We start from the raw sequence: 15,961 nt of genomic DNA on the forward strand, positions 1-15,961 counted from the left end.
GGGTTATCCTCCCGTCAGTCCCGGCGCACGCGGCGGGCCATCGCGTTGTTGGTCAATTCGTCGTTGTCGCGCAGTTCGCGGCGTTGTTCCTGGCGGCGCTCCTGCTCGGCGCGGCGCGCGGCCAGGGTGTCGTAGGACGACAGCTGGCGTTGCCGTTGCTGCCAGTGTTGCTGGCTGGCGGCCACTTTTTCCTGCTGCTGGTCGAGCGCCTGCAGGGCTTTGTCGATGGCGTCGTCCAGGGAGCGGATGAAGCGCCGGTAGTTGGCCAGGGTGGCGGCGTCGATGCCCCGGCTCATGGCGTCCTGCAGGCGCCGGCAGTACTCGTGCCGGTAGCGTCGCAGGGCGTCCAGCTGCGCGGCGCTCTGCGCCTGGCCACGGCGGTCGTCGGCCAGGTTGCGGCCGGCGTGGTCGCGGGCTTTGCGGCTTTGCTCGATTAATGTGTCCAGCGGGTTGGACGCGTTCATGGCACACCTCCAAGCAAGGCACCCAGTGCCTGTTGCGAATCACCGATATCGGCGCGCTCGCCGATACCCTGCTGCAAAAAGTGTTCAATCGAGGGGTACAGCTCCACCGCCCGGTCCAGCGCCGGGTCATGGCCGGGGCTGTAGGCGCCCACACTGATCAGATCGCGGTTGCGCTGGTAGCGCGAGAACAGCTGCTTGAACTGCTGCGCGCGCTGCTGCTGCCCGCCGCCGACGATGGCGGTCATGGCGCGGCTGATCGAGGCTTCGATGTCGATGGCCGGGTAGTGGCCGGATTCCGCCAGGGTCCGTGACAGCACTACGTGGCCGTCGAGGATGGCGCGCGCGGAATCGGCGATCGGGTCCTGCTGGTCGTCGCCTTCGGTCAACACGGTGTAGAAGGCGGTGATCGAGCCGCCGCCGGTTTCGCCGTTGCCGGCGCGCTCCACCAGCCCCGGCAGTTTGGCGAACACCGACGGCGGATAGCCCTTGGTGGCCGGCGGTTCGCCGATTGCCAGGGCGATTTCCCGTTGCGCCATGGCGTAGCGGGTCAATGAATCCATGATCAGCAACACGCTGAGGCCGGCGTCGCGGAAATGCTCCGCCACCCGGGTAGCGTAGGCGGCGCCCTGCAGCCGCTGCAGCGGCGAGGTGTCGGCCGGGGCGGCCACCACCACCGAGCGGCGGCGGCCTTCCTCGCCAAGAATATTGTCGATGAAGTCTTTTACTTCCCGGCCCCGCTCGCCGATCAGGCCCACCACGATTACGTCGGCGCCGGTGTAGCGGGCCATCATGCCCAGCAGCACGGATTTGCCCACGCCGGAGCCGGCGAACAGGCCCATGCGCTGGCCCCGGCCGATGCTGAGCAGGGTATTGATGGCGCGGATGCCGACGTCGATCTGGGTGTCGATGGGCGCCCGCGCCAACGGGTTCATGGGCGGCGAGGCCAGGGTGCCGTGGGGCACGTCATCGAGCGGCGCGCCGCCGTCCAGCGGGCGGCCGTTGCCGTCCACCACCCGGCCCAGCAGCGCGTCGCCGAGCGGGAAGCGGCGCGCGCCGGTGTCTTCCCCGTCGCCCAGCGGGAACACCCGGGCGCCCGGTACCAGGCCGCTGATCTCCGCCAGCGGCATCAGAAACAGCTTGTCCCCGGAGAACCCCACCACTTCCGCTTCGGCGAAGTCCGGCCGGTCGCTGCCCGGCGCCGTGATCTCGATGCGGCAAGCGCTGCCCAGCGGTGTGCGCAGGCCCACCGCTTCCAACACCAGGCCGGTGGCGCGCACCACCCGGCCGCTGGCCTGGTAGTGGGGCGCCGTCGCCACGCGCCGGGTGACGCTGTTGAGCGTGCGGCGCCATTGCGCCTGATGGAGGTTCTCGGCGCTGGTCATGGTTGTTCCCCGCCGTCGTCGCCGCCGGCTTGCGGCCGGCGGCTGCGCCGCCGCACCCGCGCCGCCAGGTTTTCCCAGCGGCTTTCCAGGGTGGCGTCGAGCTCGCCGCTGGGGCTGGTAACCCGGCAGCCGCCGCGGCTGAGCTGATCGTCCGGGTGCAGTTTCCAGCCGGCGGCGTGGAATTCCGCGTGCAGCTCCTGTTCCACCAGCGCCAGATCGTCCGGGTGCAGCCACAGTCGGGTTTTGCCGTTGAGCGCCGGTTCCTCGTGAATCAGGGTGCGCACCAGGTTAAGAATCTCGGCGGGCTCTTCGCGCAGCGCGTCGCCGGCCAGCTGGCGGCCGGTGGCCAGGGCCAGGTCCACCAGGTCCTCGGCGATGGCGTGGTCCAGGTCGGCCAGGGCGCGGCGGAATTCGTCCACCAGATCGGCCAGCGGCGCCAGGGCTTCCTGGCGCTGGCGGGCGGTTTCGTGCTCGCCGGCGCGGCGGCCTTCTTCCAGCCCCAGGGCGTGGCCTTCCTGGCGGCCGGCCTCGAAGCCTTCCCGGTGGCCTTCCCGGCGTGCTTCCTCACGGGCTTCATTGCGCAGCGCCTGCAGCTCGGCCTGATGCTGAAACGCCTTGCGCTGTTCCGCGTCGACCGCGGCCGGGCGGGCGGCGCCCGGGTCGCGGGCACTGTCCAGTTCCCCCATCCGCCAGCGGCGCCAGCTTGAGTGGGCGCTAGACATAGGCATCGTCCCCGCCGGTCAGCACGATTTCGCCGTTGTCCGCCAGGCGGCGCACCACCTGCAGAATGGCTTTCTGTTCGCTCTCCACCTGCGACACGCGGATCGGGCCGCTGGCTTCCATGTCCTCGCGCAGCAAGGTGGCGGCGCGGGTCGACATGTTGCGCAGGAATTTCTCTTTGAGTTTTTCGTCGGAGCCTTTCAGCGCCACCATCAGCGCGTTGGTGTTGATCTCCTTGAGCAGCAGCTGGATGCCGCGGTCGTCCACGTCGAGCAGGTTTTCGAACAGGAACATCTCGTCGATGATCTTCTGCGCCAGGTCCTCGCTGTGCGCGCGCACCGTTTCGATCACGGTTTCCTCGGCGCTGGAGTTCATCAGGTTGAGAATCTCGGCGGCGGTGCGGGCGCCGCCCATCTTGCTGCGCTTGAGGTTCTGGCCGTCGAGCATGCCGCCCAGCACTTCGGTGAGCTCCTGCAGGGCGGCGGGCTGCACGCCACTGAAGGTGGCGATGCGCAGCACCACGTCGTTGCGCAGCTTGTCGTCGAAGTATTCCAGCACGTCGGCGGCCTGGCGCCGTTCCAGATGGACCAGAATGGTGGCGATGATCTGCGGGTGTTCGTCGCGGATCATCTCGGAAACGATGTTGGCTTCCATCAGGTTGAGGGCGTCGATGCCGGAATTGGCGCCATTCTGTTCGAGGATGTCCTCGAGCAGGCTGGAGGCGCGTTCGTTGCCCAGCGCCTTGGTCAGCACCGAGCGGATATGGTCGCTGGAATACAGGTTCAGCGCCGCGAACTGCTCCGACTCGTCATAGAAATCGTCCAGCACCTGGCGCATCTGGTCGTGGGAGATGTTCCCCAGCTTGGCCATTTCCTGGCTGACTTCCTGCACTTCGCGGGCGGACAGATGCTTGAATACCTCGGCGGCACTGTCTTCATCCAGGGCCAGTAACAGCACGGCGGCCCGCTGGGTGTTGTTGAGCTCAGTCATTCCGATTCATCCAGTTACGCACGATCATCGCCACCATGGCCGGATCTTCCTGGGCCATGTCCTGGAGGTCCTGGCGGTTCTGTTCGTAGGCCGAGGAGCGGCGCCGGCGGCGGCGCGGCGCCACCGGCTCGGGCTCGTCCCCGGCCTCGTCGGCGGCGGCCGGCGCCGGTGACGGGGCCTGTGCCTGGGCCGGACGCGCCGCCGGTGCCGGGGCCTGCCGGGCGTAGCGCTTGAGCATCGGCCGCAGCACCAGCAGGAACAGCAGCAGCGCGGCCAGGCCCACCAGCAGCCAGCGGCCCATGGAGAACAGGAAGTCCTGCCAGAACGGGTCCTGCCACCAGGCGCGTTGTTGGTCCTCGGATTCCACCCGGGTGAAGGGGCTGTTGACCACTTCCAGGCCGTCGCCGCGTTCCACCGAGAAGCCCATCGCCTGGCGCGCCAGTTGATTGATGCGTTCCAGCTGGTCATCGCTCAGCGGCACCGGGGCGGCTTCGCCGTCCTCGTTCACGCCGTCGCGGTAGTCGACCACCACCGCCACCGACAGCCGCTCCACCTGGCCGCGCTCGTGCTGAACGTGGGTGATGTTGCGGTCCACTTCGTAATTGATCACGTCTTCGTGGTTGAGGCGCTTGGTGGTGTCGTCGTCGTCCTCGGTGTTTTCGCCTTCCTGCTGATCGTCGTTCTGCTGCACCGGCGAGGCCGCCGCGCCCGGGGGCGTATTGGTGAGCGCGCCGGGCACGCCCTGGGCAAGATCCTCGCCGCCGCTGTAGACCGCCCGGGTCTGGCTGCTGCGCACCGCCGCCGGGTTGCCGCCCTGGTTGGGGCCGTAGCGCTCGTTGGTTTCCTCGCGGCGGGCGAAATTCACCTCCGCGGTGACCTGGGCGCGCACGTTCTCCGGGCCCAGGATCGGCGCCAGAATGCTCTCGATGCGCTGGCGGTAGACGCGCTCCACTTCGCGCACATACTCCAGTTGGGTGCCGTCCAGGCCACCGCCGCTGCCGGAGGGCCGGGACAACAAGCGGCCGGCCTGATCGACCACGGTGACGTCTTCCAGGGCCAGTTCCGGCACGCTGCTGGAGACCATATGCACGATCGCGTCGACCTGGCCGTCGCCCAGCGCGCGGCCCGCTTCCAGGGTCAGTACCACGGACGCCTTGGCGGGCTCGCGGTCGCGGATGAACACCGACGGCTTGGCCATGGCCAGATGCACCCGCGCCCGCGATACCGGGCCCAGGGCTTCAATGGAGCTGGCCAGCTCGCCCTGCAGGCCGCGCTGGAAATTCACCTGCTCGGCGAACTGGCTGATGCCGAACGCCTGCTCGTCCATGATCTGGAAGCCCACGTTGCCGCCTTCCGGCAGGCCCTGTTCGGCGAGCTGCAAACGCAGTTTGTGGACCTGGTCGCCGGGCACCATCAGGGCGCGACCGCCCTGGCTGAACTGATAGGGCACCGCGCGGCTTTCCAGTTCACTGATGATGCGGCCGCCGTCGGCTTCGCTGAGGTTGCTGTAGAGCACGCGGTATTCCGGCGCGCTGGCCCACATCAGCATGGCCGCCACCAGGGCGATCACCGCGGCCCCGGCCACCAGCAACGGCACCAGCGGGTTGGCGCGCAGCCGCGCCAGCATCTGTTCGATGCCGTTATTGTCCGGGCGGGTCTCGCCGTTGCTCATGCGTGCCCCCCGGGGAGACGGGAATAGTGTTGAAAAGGCATTGCTGCTTTCCGGTGGTATTGCGACGCATGCCATTATGAGCAGCGCCGGGACACACAAAGGAAAGAAAAGCCCGCCTTTTTGCCGTCATTTGACCGCTTGGGTCACGGCGGGGGCTGGTAATCTTGCGGTTCAAATAGCGGGTAACGCAGAGCGATACGTTATGAGCACACCGACCATCAATCCGGCCATGCAGGCCGCGCTCAACCAGATGCAGGACCTCGCCGGGCAGGCGGCCGGCGCCGTGCCCCGGGCCGGCGGGCAGAATCTGGACACCACCGTGGGCAGCGGCGGCTTCAGCGAGGCGCTGCAATCCAGCCTGGAGCGCATCAACCAGATGCAGACCGACGCCGGCGACAAAGCCAAGGCGTTCCAGGCCGGTGAGCCCGGCGTGTCGCTGCACGACACCATGATCACCAGCCAGAAAGCCAGCATCGCCTTCGAGATGGGCGTGCAGATGCGCAATCGGCTGGTGTCCGCCTATAAAGACGTTATGAATATGCAAGTATAAAAATCAGTTAATAGTTAATAGTTAATAGTTAATAGTTAATAGTTGATAGTTAACAGCTAAAGAGCGGGCCGTGCCGGAGGCAGGGCCCGCGCTTAGACTTCAAGGCTGAAGAGGCGGCCTTTTACTTCTTCGAGGCGTTGGGCGGCGTTGAGGGCCTCTTCCGGGGGGATCTGGCGGATCAGTTCGCCGTTTTCCCGGTCGATCAGGCGAATGATGGTGCGCCCGGAATCCTCGCTCAGTTGAAACTCCACGCCGTAGCGGCGCAGCACTTCGTTGATCTGCTGGACCGGTTTGACCAGCTCCTCCCGTTCTACCATCCGACCTTCCGAGTCGCTCTCCTGTACCGCGCCGCCGGCGGCGGGCAGCTGTGCCAGCACTTTTTCCACGCGCTGACGCGCGGCCAGGTAGGAGAACTGCGAAGGCAGGGATGAAACGCTGTTGTTGTCCACGGGCGTGGTCATGGGCAGGCCCTCAGCCGATAGTTATATGCACAGGTTTGTACCTGTATCGGCCGCCACGCCCATAACTTTATGCCGCCACCGGCCCAGGCGGGTGGCGGCGGATACCTGTCAGAGGTACCCGAAGTGCCGCATCAGATCGGCGCATTGCGCTTCAAAGCGCTTTGCCTCCTGTTCGCTCAACGACTCTCGCCAGATGCCGCGGCGATCATGGATGGGCTGGCTCATTTGCCAGGAGCGCCGCATGACATGGCTTTGCTCGCCGACGCCGTCGGTTTCCTTGGCCGGTTGCACGCCGAACCAGTTGTAGTTCTTCTTGTAAAAGCCGAACACCTCGTCCGTGTATTGCTGACCGAGAAAGGCCAGAACACCGGCCATGGTGCCCTCTTTGTCTTGGATCAGATCCTCGTAGCGGACCCGGTGAACGTGGTCGTCGTTCTCATGCTTGAGCAGCTCGGTATTATCCTGCCGCCAGCGTTGGATGCCGCCGTCCAGTGATCCGGTGCGCTTTTTGATGGAGCAGGCCACGTCACGGCCGTCCCTTACCATCGCCACGACACGGGCGTTGGGAAAGCGCCGCTTGATCTCATCGATCCGGTACACATGCTTGGGGGTCTTCTCGCACACCAGGGTCTTGCCCTCGTCGGCGGCGTCGCGCTGGGCTTGCGGGTACTCCTGGTCCAGCTTCGGATTATTCAGGAACCAGTAGGTTTCCCGGGGTATGCAGTAAATGTTCGGGTGCGCGCCGAGAAGCGATGCCATCAGGGTGGTGCCGCTGTGGCCGCAGCCGACCACGAAGACGGCCGGCTCCGTGAAGGGGCGTTGCAGTCCGCCATCGGCGTCCAGGTAGGCGTGCGCCTGCTGCGGGTCGACCTGCTCGAGCAGCGCATAGGCGAGATCCTTGATGCCGTACACCGTGTGCAACAGGAAGGCCAGTCTCACCTTGCGGTTGTCGTCGAGGGCACTCAGCGCCCTTGGCGTGGGCAGCAACAGGGCTTCGCTGGCGACCAGTTCAGTGGCTTGCCGGTCTGGGCCCATCTCCTCGGGTAGATGGCTGCGGTGGGTGGGATTGTTCAGTCTGTACAGACGGAAGCCGTGAGTTTGAGCCCATTGGCAAAGCTTCGACAGATCCGGTTGGCCGGCATGGCGAACGTCGAACCGCAGTGATGCCTGAATAAGCAGCGTGTTCGCCAGCGCGCTCGCGCCGTTTTCCAGCACCGCCATGCTATCACTGCGATGATCGAGAACCAGCCAGTCCAGACTGGGCAGTCCCTCAATGCAGTCCAGCGCCACCGTATTGACCGGCAGTTCGGTGAGCACCCGGGCGCCGTCGCCGGCGTCCGGCAACGGCTTGAGGGTGGCGCTGAACGTCGGGTCCAGGCACGCGTAGTGCACCGCCGGTTCGCCGTCGCCGAGGGTGGTCTGTGGAAATACCTGCAGCCCGTCGCGCTGGCGGGCGGCGTGCGAGGTGTGTTCACCGAGCGGATCGAACACCAGCAACTCGAAGGCGCCGAGCGGCAGCAGTGAGTCCGCGGCGCCGGTTTCCAGGAGCTGCCCGCCGTTGTCCAGGGTTACGATCTTGCCGCTGAAATCGAAGTGGAACTGGCCGGCTGTTTCCCGTTGTATCGCCGCTTTTTTCAAGGTGACAGAGGGGGTGACCGGTTCTGGCACCGGCAGCGCCTGATCCTCGAACCGGGCGTTGCCGTCTCGTTCAAAGGTCAGAGCGGCGAGTGGCAGATCGCGGCAATAGCGCTGCCAGATGCCCCGCAGGGCCGCGCTCAGATTGGCGGCGAAGCGGGGCGCATCGCACACCGGTGATTGCACCAGGGTGTCGCGAAGGTGGCGCCGCACGGTGGCCAGATTATCCAGGTCGCCGGCCAGATCCCGGGCCCGGGCGCGGTAGGCGTCCCAGCTGTCCACCACCAGTTCCGGCAGGCCCGCGTTCACCAGGTGGGAGGCGGCATGCCGGCCCGCGAACGTGGGGCCGGGCAGGGTGATCACCGGTACCCCCATCAACAGGGCTTCGCAGGTGGTCAGGCCGCCGGAGTAGGGCCAGGGGTCCAGCGCGATGTCGATGCGGTTGTAGGTATCGAGAAAGGCGATGTGGTTTTCCGGGCCTTCCAGCATCACGCGTTGCCGCTCGATGCCGGCGGCTTCGAATTCCGACCACAGGCGTTCGCGGAAGGTGGCGTCGCTGTACTGGCCACTCTTCAGCAGCAGCCGACTGTGTGGAATCTCCTCAAGCAGGCGCGCCCACTCGCCGATCAACTGAGGGTTGATCTTGGCCGGGTTGTTCAGGCAGCCGAAGGTCACATAGCCGTTTGCGGCGGCCGGCAGCGCGCCCACCGGCGGCGCGTGCTCCGGTGGCATATAGCAGATGTAGTCGTCGGGCATCCGGATCAGCTTCTCCAGATAGTCCGCGTCGCAACCCGGTGGCGTTTCCACCGAGTCACTGATCAGGTAATCAATGGCATCCAGCCCGGTGGTGTTGACCAGACCGCCCACCCATTTAACGATCAGCGGCGCCGGTTCCCGGGCGATCAGTCGCAGGCGGTTGCCGTCGGTGTGGCCGCTCAGGTCGATCAGAATGTCCACCTGATCCTGCTCTATCAACGCTTCCACGGTGGCGTCCGGACGGCCGGCAATGTTATGCCATTTGTCTGTGATCGCCCGCATCCGTGCGGTGAGCACATCTTTCAGATCGCTAGTGGAATATACCGCTAGCCGGAAGTCGTCGACGGACAGGTTTTCCAAAGCGGAGGTGATCATCTGGCCCACCGGGTGCATTCGCAGGCCGGCGGAGAGCAGGCCGATGGTCAGTTGACGGCTCTCGTCGCGACCGCCGCCTTCCGGACGGCGTGGCCGTTGCGCCGGTGAAAAGCTTGCTCGCCAGCGCTGAATCAGGGCCGCTATGTGCTGCCGGCTCAGAGAGGGGTCGTAATGGGCATTGAAGATTAGGTTGGAAAAGGCCTCGAGATAGTCCGGCCTGCGTTTCAGCGCCTCTTCGAAGTAGTGAGCGCCGCGGGCGAAGTCGGTCATCTCGCAGTACTTCGTGGCGACCAGGCTATAGGCGCTGGGGTTGTTGTTATCCAGCTCCAACAGGCGCTGACAGTCGGCGAGTACGTCTTCCATGCGTCGCGCCGCCGAGAAAATATTGATTCTCTGGGTCAGGATGGCGGGGCTGTCCGGATCCAGGGAGCGTGCCGTGTCGATACTTTCCATCGCCCGTTCGCGCAGGCCCTGGGCATTGTATACGCGTGCCAGCAGTGCGTGTGCCGCCGCGTGCCGGGGATTCAAAGCCAGGCATTGCTGAAGCTCCCGTGACGCCTGATCCCAGTCTTTCAGGGCGAAGCGGGCGGAACCCAGCCAGTAAAACCCCTGGTCATCGTTCGGCTCCAGGCGAGTGGCCTCCGCCAGCGCCTCCAGGGCTTCCGCCGGACGCTTCAATTCCACCCGGGCCGCGCCGAGAGAACGCCATGAATAGGCATAGTTCGGATGGCGCCGCGTCATCAGGACAGCTTGTTTCTCCGCTTTTGCGAATTCCCGGCCTTTCCAGGCCTGACGATACGCGTGCTTGATGCGTGAGAATGTGGCGGACGGTTTGGTTTTGACGGACATGGTGACCCCGGGCCTGCGTTATGGCGGTAGGAAGAGGTTAGCAGTGGGCCGGGCGGGCTAAAGATGGGATTAGGCGGGGGTTAAAGCGGTTATTTCAGGGCTTTGGCGGTGCCGGAACGAAAGAAGGCCCCTTGTCGGGGCCTTCTATATCCCGATGGCTGGCTGGTTAGCCGAGCAGGGACAGGACGCTCTGCGGTACCTGGTTGGCCTGGGCCAGAACGGAGGTGCCGGCCTGCTGCAGGATCTGCGCGCGGGTCATGTTGGACACTTCCACCGCGTAGTCGGCATCTTCGATGCGCGAACGGGCCGCGGACAGGTTGGTTTCGGTGGTGCTCAGGTTGGTGATCGCGGAATCGAAGCGGTTCTGCATGGCACCCATTTCGGAGCGCAGGCTGTCCACGTCGCTCAGGGCGCTGTCCAGGGAGGCCAGCGGGTCGCTGGTGGCGGCTTCGGCAGCGGTGTCGGTGAGATGAGTCACTTCTTCCGCATCGGCAGCCACGGTGAAGCTGATTTGCGGAGAAGAGGTGGCGGTGCCATCGGTGACGCTCAGTTCGGCTTCGTAGTAGCTGGTTGTGGAGCCGGACACGCTTTTCACGTAGGCGGTTCCGTCTTCGCCGAAGACCAGGTCATTGGAGTCGGCACCATCGATGGCGGTATCGGTGGTGGTACCGACGGTAACGTCGTCGATGTCCACGGTGGTGGAAGCGGTGCCGTTGACACCGCTACCGCTGGCGGCGATGTCGTAGCTGGTGCCGTCGATGGTTACGCTGTCACCGGCGGCGGCGTCTTCGGCCAGAGCTTTGTTTACGTTGAAGGTGTCTAGGCCCAGGGTCCCGGCGTTAATCTCCTTCAGGTTCATGGTGATCTTCTCGCCATCGTTGGCGCCGACCTGGATCGAGAATTCCTGGTCTTCAGCCAGAACCTTCACGCCGTTGAAGTTGGTTTCCTGGGAAACACGGTTGATCTCGTCCAGGCGCTGATTGATCTCGTCCTGGATGGAGTTCAGGTCGCTCTGGGAGTTGGTGTCGTTTTGTGCCTGAACCGTCAGCTCACGGACGCGCTGCAGGTTGTCGTTGACCTGGTTGAGCGCGCCTTCAGCGGTCTGCGCCACGGAAATACCGTCGTTGGCGTTGCGCTGAGCCTGTGCCAGACCGGTGGTCTGGGCGGTCATGCGGTTGGCGATGGCCTGGCCGGCGGCGTCGTCAGCGGCGCTGTTGATACGGAGGCCGGAGGACAGACGCTCCATGGAGGTCTGCAGAGCACTCTGGGATTTGCCCAGGTTCTGTTGGCCGATCATGGCCGTGATGTTGGTGTTGATAACTGACATAGCAAATGTCCTTTTGTGATTCACCGTTTGGTTTGAGAGCAACGGCGCTGGCCGTTACACCGTCTTTCGGCGGATTCGCGTTTCGCTTTAGGGTTGGCGGCAAAAAGTTTTGCGGCTAAAGCCGGGCCGGGGTGTGCCGATAAGCAAGGCTGTTAGCGAGGCGAAGGCGAGGGATATCGGTATGACGTCGCAGGACGATGCATTCAGTCGGGTGGAGCATCCCCCGGAGATAGAGGATTTGCTGGAACATCTGACCCAGCCGGGGGCGGCGTCGCTGGCGTTGGATAAGACCGGTGGCGAGCCGATGCCGGTGGTGGTGTTCGAGGTAAACCCGGGTGAGAGCCTGCTGCTGGATATCAGCGCGATCCGGCATATCGCCGCGGATTTGCGCCGTGGCGCCGGCTTCCGGCTGATGGGGCTGGCCCGCGGCGGGGTGTTGCGCACGCCTTTATTAAGCGCGGACATGTGTTTCGAGCGTGACGACAGGATGCTGTGCCGTTGCGATTACCCGCCGGAGATGGAGATTCTGCAGCGCCGCGATACCTTCCGTGCCGAGCTGCGGCTGGGCATGGAGGTGGGCGTGGTGCTGCGTGACCGGGAAAGCGGCCTGTCCGCCCAGGGCGATCTGCGCGATCTGTCCTTGCAGGGCTGTCTGGTGGAGCTGTCGGCCAGCGCCATGACCGCGCTGATGTCCAACGCGGCGGTGTTCGAGCTGGAGCTGTTTTTCCCCAACGGCACCCGGTTCGTGGTGCGTGGCAGCCCGCGCCACCAGAAGGCGGACGCGCAGCGGGGCCTGGTCAAAGTGGGGTTTGTGTTCGCCGAGCGCAGCGCCGAGGACGACCGGCGCTTGTGGTTTATGGTCCGCGAGATCGAGCGTGAGGCGGCGCGCATGGCGGGCAACACGCGCACGCCGCTGGCGCCGTCGCAGCTGTTCCAGGGTAACAAAAACGAAGAGCACGGCAGCGTGAGCCGCCGCCAGACGCACGATTACGCCACCGCCATGACTCGCCGGCTGGCGCCCACCGCCGCCTATCTGGACAACCAGATTCTGGCGTTGCGCCAGGGCGGCATGGTCGACGCGGTGCAGTTGTCGCGGCATGCGGACCGCCTGCTGGCTCTGCAGGACGAGGACCGTGAGGCGCTGTTGTTCGCGGTGCAGTGCCTGGATAAGGAAACGCTGCTGGTGCGGCACTCCCTGGGCGTGTCGGTCCATCTGCTGGACTTCGCCAGAGGGGAAAAAATGCCCCATGAGCTGTGCAAGGCGCTGGCCGCCGCCGGGCTGGTGCACGACCTGGGCAAGGCGCTGTTGCCCCGGGATCTTCTTGAGATGCAGTTTCTCAACGCCAGCCAGTACCGCTGGCTGCAGGGGCATGTGGCGCTGATTACCCAGCGTTTGGAAAGCTGCCGCTGGCTGGCCTCCTCGGTGGTGGAAGCGGTGGTGCGCGACGTCAATGAGCGGCTCGACGGTCACGGCTATCCCCACGGACGCGGTGCCGACGACCTGCCGGAGCTGGCACGGCTCGCCTCGGTGGTGGATGTCTCCGACGTTATGGCGCGGCTGCGCCCGGGCCGGCGCCCCTGGTCCGCGGAAGCGATTTACGGCCACCTGCACGACTCGCCCCACCAGTTCGACCGCCGCTGGGTGGAGCGCTATCGGGCGCATTTCGGGCGCTGGCCGGTGGGCACTCTGGTGCGTTACCAGGGCGGGCTGCTGGCCTGGGTGCGGCGACTGGACGACCAGGGCCTTCCCGTGGAGGTGCAGATATCCCGGGGCAGTGCCTTTCCCGGCGCCGACCCCGAGCAGTTATTGGAAGGCGGCGCGCTGGAGCGGCTCGGCGAGCCGGTGGCCTCGTTGCCCGCGCCCGGCTAGTGGCGGCGCGCTAAAGTCGAGGCGGTTACCGCCGATAGCATGAAATAGCGGTAAATGGTCGCCCTTATCCACCGCTGCGGCGGCGCCCGGGCGGCGCACAATACGTAGGTACTTTGCAAGGAAAGACCATGGCTTCAATTTCTTCTTTGGGTATCGGTTCCGGGCTCGACCTCAACGGCCTGCTCGACCAGATGGAGTCGGCGGAACGTCAGCAACTGGCGCCGATCACCCAGCAACAGAAAAGCTACCAGGCGAAGATTTCCGCCTACGGCACGCTGGAGGGCAAGCTCGACGACTTCCGCGAGGCGGCGGCCAAGCTCGCCGACAGCCAGCAGTTCGACGCGGTCAAGAGCAACGTGTCCGGCGACGCCCTGACCGCCGTGGTCGGCGAGGACGCGCTGCCCGGCACCCACGACATCGTGGTCAACAACAAGGCCCGTGCCTACAGCATCGCCACCCAGGGCGTGACCGACAAAACCGAGAAGCTGGGCGCCGGCGCGATCAGTTTCACGCTCGGTAACGGCGACAACTTCAGTATTGATGTGGGCGAGGACCAGAGCTCCCTGGAAGGCATCCGCGACGCCATCAACGAGGCGGGCAAGGGCGTCCAGGCCTCACTGGTCAACGACGGCAGCGGTCAGCCGCACCGGCTGGTGCTGTCCGCCACCGAGACCGGCACCGACGCGGCGATCGCCAGCGTCGACTTCGGTACCGGCGGTCTCGGCGACACCCTCGCCGTGGATGCCGGCACCGAGGTCACCGCCATCAATGCGTCCCTGAGCGTCAACGGCATCGATATCGAGAGCCAGAGCAACCGCGTGGAAGGCGCGGTTCAGGGGGTCACGCTCAACCTCGAGGAAGAGGGCAACGCCACCATCTCGGTGACCCGCGACACCGCCGGCATCAAGAAAGCGGTGACCAGCTTCGTGGAAAGCTACAACAGCCTCCAGAAGACCATGGACAGCCTCACCAGCTACGACCAGGAAACCGGTACCAGCGGCGAGCTGCTCGGCGACACCACCCTGCGCGGCATTGAATCCCGTATCCGCGGCGTCATGGGCGGCGTGGTGTCCGGCGGTGAATTCAGCGCTCTCGCCGATATCGGCGTGGACCTCACCATCGACGGCACCCTGGAAGTGGACGACGAAAAACTGGACGCCGCGGTGGCGGACAATCTCGGCGCGCTGACGGATTTCTTCTCCGGCACCGGAGAATCGGAGGGCCTGGCCGCGCAGCTTGACGCCACCCTCGGCAAGATGCTCGGTGAAAGCGGCACCCTGGGGAACGCCACCAGCGGTCTGGAAGACCGCATCGAGGGCCTCGGCGAACGCTACCTGCGCACCGAGGAGCGCATCGACAGCACCATCGCCCGCTACCGCGAGCAGTTCAGCAAGCTGGACTCGATGATCGCGGAAATGAACTCCACCAGCAGCTACCTGACTCAGCAGTTCGATTCGCTGAACGCCCAGTTGAGCCAGTAAGCCAGGAAAGGTAACCAGCAGAGGGTACGACTCATGACAATGACGCGTGGCGCCGCCGGGTACGCCCGGGGCGCGGGGGCCTACGCCCGGGTAGGGGTGGAAAGCGGGGTAATGTCGGCCAGCCCCCATCAATTGATCAGTATGTTGTTCGACGGCGCCGGCACCGCCATCCGCGCGGCCGCGCTGCACATGCGCGAAGGGCAGGTGGCGGAGAAGGGCAAGGCCATTTCGAAAGCGCTGGATATCGTCAACAACGGGTTGCTGGCGGCCCTGGACCGGGAAAAGGGCGGCGAGCTCGCCGACCGCATGGCATCGCTGTACGACTACATCGCCCGTTTGCTGCTTAACGCCAATCTGCGTAACGACCCGGCCAGCCTGGACGAGGCCGGCCGCTTGCTGGCGGACCTGGGTGAAGCCTGGAACCAGATCAAACCCGCCGCGCATCAGGGGGCTGAATGACCGAAATCGAATCCCCGCGCCGGGCGCTGTCAGCGGAACAGGTACTGCTCGCCTATGAGGCTCTGCTGGCGCGCTCCGGGCGTATGCTGGACTGCGTGCGCCGCCAGGACTGGGACGCCCTGATGGACGAAGAGGCGCACTATCTGGTGGACGTGGAACAGCTCTCCAGCCGCGAACAGGATACCGCGCTTGACCCCTCGCAGCGGGCGCGCAAGGCGGAATTGCTGGAGCGGATACTCGAGCGCGACCTGGAAATACGCCGCTGTCTGGTGGCGCGCCGGGACGAACTGGCCGGGCTGATCGGCACGTCCAGGCGTAAGCGGGATCTGCGCCGTTCCTATGGGCCCCAGGAAGCCACCTCCATGGACTCCGCGTTCCACCTGGACGAAGACACGCCGTGAGCGGCATCACGCCGATTCTGGATACCCTGCTGCATCAAGTGCTGGGCAAACGGGTCGACGTGCCCGTGGCCCGGCAGACCCCCGAACCGGTGCGCCCGCTCAGCCCCGCTGAAGCACCGCCGGCGGTGCGCAGCGACTCGCGCCTCGACCCGCGCACCGCGCCCTTGCCGGACCTGCCGGCCACGCACCAGCGTGCCCGCGCCCCGCAAACCCTGGCGCCGCCGCCGGACCCGGCAACCGGGTCCACGCAAACCCATTTCAGCGCCGCCGCCCGTACCATCGCCGATATCCTCGCCCGCTACCCGGCGCCGCCGTCGGCGGTACGGCCGGCGGTGCCCCTGATGACCGCCGCCGACGCCGAGGCCCCGACCCTGGCCAACCGTCTGCAGGCCAGCGTCGGCCAGAGCGGGCTGTTCTATGAATCCCATCTGCAAAGCTGGTACCGGGGCGAGATGAGCGGCGCGCGGCTGGCCCAGGAACCGCAGATGCGTTTGTCCCGGCCGCCTGAACCCCCGGCTGCCGCCGCCCGTGCCGAGGGCGGCAAAGGCCCCGCCCCGGTCGCCGCGGAG

The 15,961-nt window shown here is 65.7% G+C and carries 13 protein-coding genes and 1 pseudogene; 6 read left to right on the forward strand and 8 right to left on the reverse strand.

What is annotated here, in order from left to right; genetic code table 11:
* Positions 1-14: 14 nt before the first annotated feature.
* Genes fliJ through fliF form a run of 5 tightly spaced genes read right to left on the reverse strand, consistent with a single transcriptional unit; the run spans position 15 to position 5,228 of the window.
* Positions 15-464, reverse strand: coding sequence for a flagellar export protein FliJ (fliJ, locus tag ISO4_RS13395; protein WP_142948109.1), 450 nt, complete (start codon positions 462-464; stop codon positions 15-17).
* Entirely contained in the window at positions 461-1,846 is a 1,386-nt protein-coding gene (gene fliI / locus ISO4_RS13400) for a flagellar protein export ATPase FliI (protein ID WP_194856559.1), read from the reverse strand. Before fliI ends, fliJ begins: the two co-directional genes overlap by 4 nt.
* The gene (gene fliH, locus ISO4_RS13405; RefSeq protein WP_228548130.1) at positions 1,843-2,568 is read right to left on the reverse strand and encodes a flagellar assembly protein FliH; all 726 of its coding nucleotides are present in this window, start codon (positions 2,566-2,568) and stop codon (positions 1,843-1,845) included. The genes fliI and fliH overlap by 4 nt, the downstream gene beginning before the upstream one ends.
* Positions 2,561-3,556 (reverse strand): flagellar motor switch protein FliG, encoded by a 996-nt coding sequence (fliG, locus tag ISO4_RS13410; RefSeq protein WP_142948111.1) that lies wholly within the window; start codon positions 3,554-3,556, stop codon positions 2,561-2,563. The genes fliH and fliG overlap by 8 nt, the downstream gene beginning before the upstream one ends.
* The gene (gene fliF / locus ISO4_RS13415; RefSeq protein WP_194856560.1) at positions 3,549-5,228 is read right to left on the reverse strand and encodes a flagellar basal-body MS-ring/collar protein FliF; all 1,680 of its coding nucleotides are present in this window, start codon (positions 5,226-5,228) and stop codon (positions 3,549-3,551) included. Before fliF ends, fliG begins: the two co-directional genes overlap by 8 nt.
* A 202-nt stretch (positions 5,229-5,430) precedes the next feature.
* Between fliF and fliE the strand changes: the two genes are divergently transcribed.
* Positions 5,431-5,778 carry a flagellar hook-basal body complex protein FliE gene (gene fliE, locus ISO4_RS13420; RefSeq protein WP_142948113.1) on the forward strand — a complete coding sequence of 116 codons (348 nt, stop codon included), beginning with the start codon at positions 5,431-5,433 and terminating at the stop codon, positions 5,776-5,778.
* Positions 5,779-5,870: 92 nt separating this feature from the next.
* Here the strand turns inward: fliE and ISO4_RS13425 are convergent, their stop codons facing one another.
* The 3 genes from ISO4_RS13425 to ISO4_RS13435 all read right to left on the reverse strand — a co-directional run bounded on the left by ISO4_RS13425 (position 5,871) and on the right by ISO4_RS13435 (position 11,181).
* Positions 5,871-6,239, reverse strand: a complete 369-nt coding sequence (locus ISO4_RS13425) for a flagellar protein FlaG (RefSeq protein ID WP_067609185.1) — start codon at positions 6,237-6,239, stop codon at positions 5,871-5,873.
* A 108-nt stretch (positions 6,240-6,347) separates the two neighbouring features.
* On the reverse strand, positions 6,348-9,746 hold the full coding sequence (locus tag ISO4_RS13430) for an O-linked N-acetylglucosamine transferase family protein (protein WP_194856561.1): 3,399 nt from the start codon (positions 9,744-9,746) through the stop codon (positions 6,348-6,350).
* Between the two features lie 274 nt (positions 9,747-10,020).
* Positions 10,021-11,181, reverse strand: a complete 1,161-nt coding sequence (locus tag ISO4_RS13435; protein ID WP_194856562.1) for a FliC/FljB family flagellin — start codon at positions 11,179-11,181, stop codon at positions 10,021-10,023.
* Between the two features lie 181 nt (positions 11,182-11,362).
* On the opposite strand from ISO4_RS13435, the gene ISO4_RS13440 reads away from it, so the two are divergent.
* The 5 genes and pseudogenes from ISO4_RS13440 to ISO4_RS13460 all read left to right on the forward strand — a co-directional run.
* A complete protein-coding gene (locus tag ISO4_RS13440) occupies positions 11,363-13,051 on the forward strand; it encodes an HD domain-containing phosphohydrolase (protein WP_194856563.1) in 1,689 nt (562 codons plus the stop codon).
* 128 nt (positions 13,052-13,179) lie between these two features.
* Positions 13,180-14,532: a flagellar filament capping protein FliD gene (gene fliD, locus ISO4_RS13445; protein WP_194856564.1), complete on the forward strand. Its 1,353-nt coding sequence runs from the start codon at positions 13,180-13,182 to the stop codon at positions 14,530-14,532.
* 33 nt (positions 14,533-14,565) lie between these two features.
* The gene (gene fliS / locus ISO4_RS13450) at positions 14,566-14,991 is read left to right on the forward strand and encodes a flagellar export chaperone FliS (RefSeq protein WP_142948119.1); all 426 of its coding nucleotides are present in this window, start codon (positions 14,566-14,568) and stop codon (positions 14,989-14,991) included.
* Positions 14,988-15,392, forward strand: coding sequence for a flagellar protein FliT (gene fliT, locus ISO4_RS13455; protein WP_142948120.1), 405 nt, complete (start codon positions 14,988-14,990; stop codon positions 15,390-15,392). Before fliS ends, fliT begins: the two co-directional genes overlap by 4 nt.
* Positions 15,389-15,961, forward strand: a pseudogene (locus ISO4_RS13460) (flagellar hook-length control protein FliK); the annotation flags it as partial. The gene fliT and the pseudogene ISO4_RS13460, both read left to right, overlap by 4 nt.

The sequence above is a fragment of the Alloalcanivorax venustensis ISO4 genome (genome assembly GCF_015356855.1).
In the GTDB taxonomy this organism is placed as follows: Bacteria; Pseudomonadota; Gammaproteobacteria; order Pseudomonadales; family Alcanivoracaceae; genus Alloalcanivorax; species Alloalcanivorax venustensis.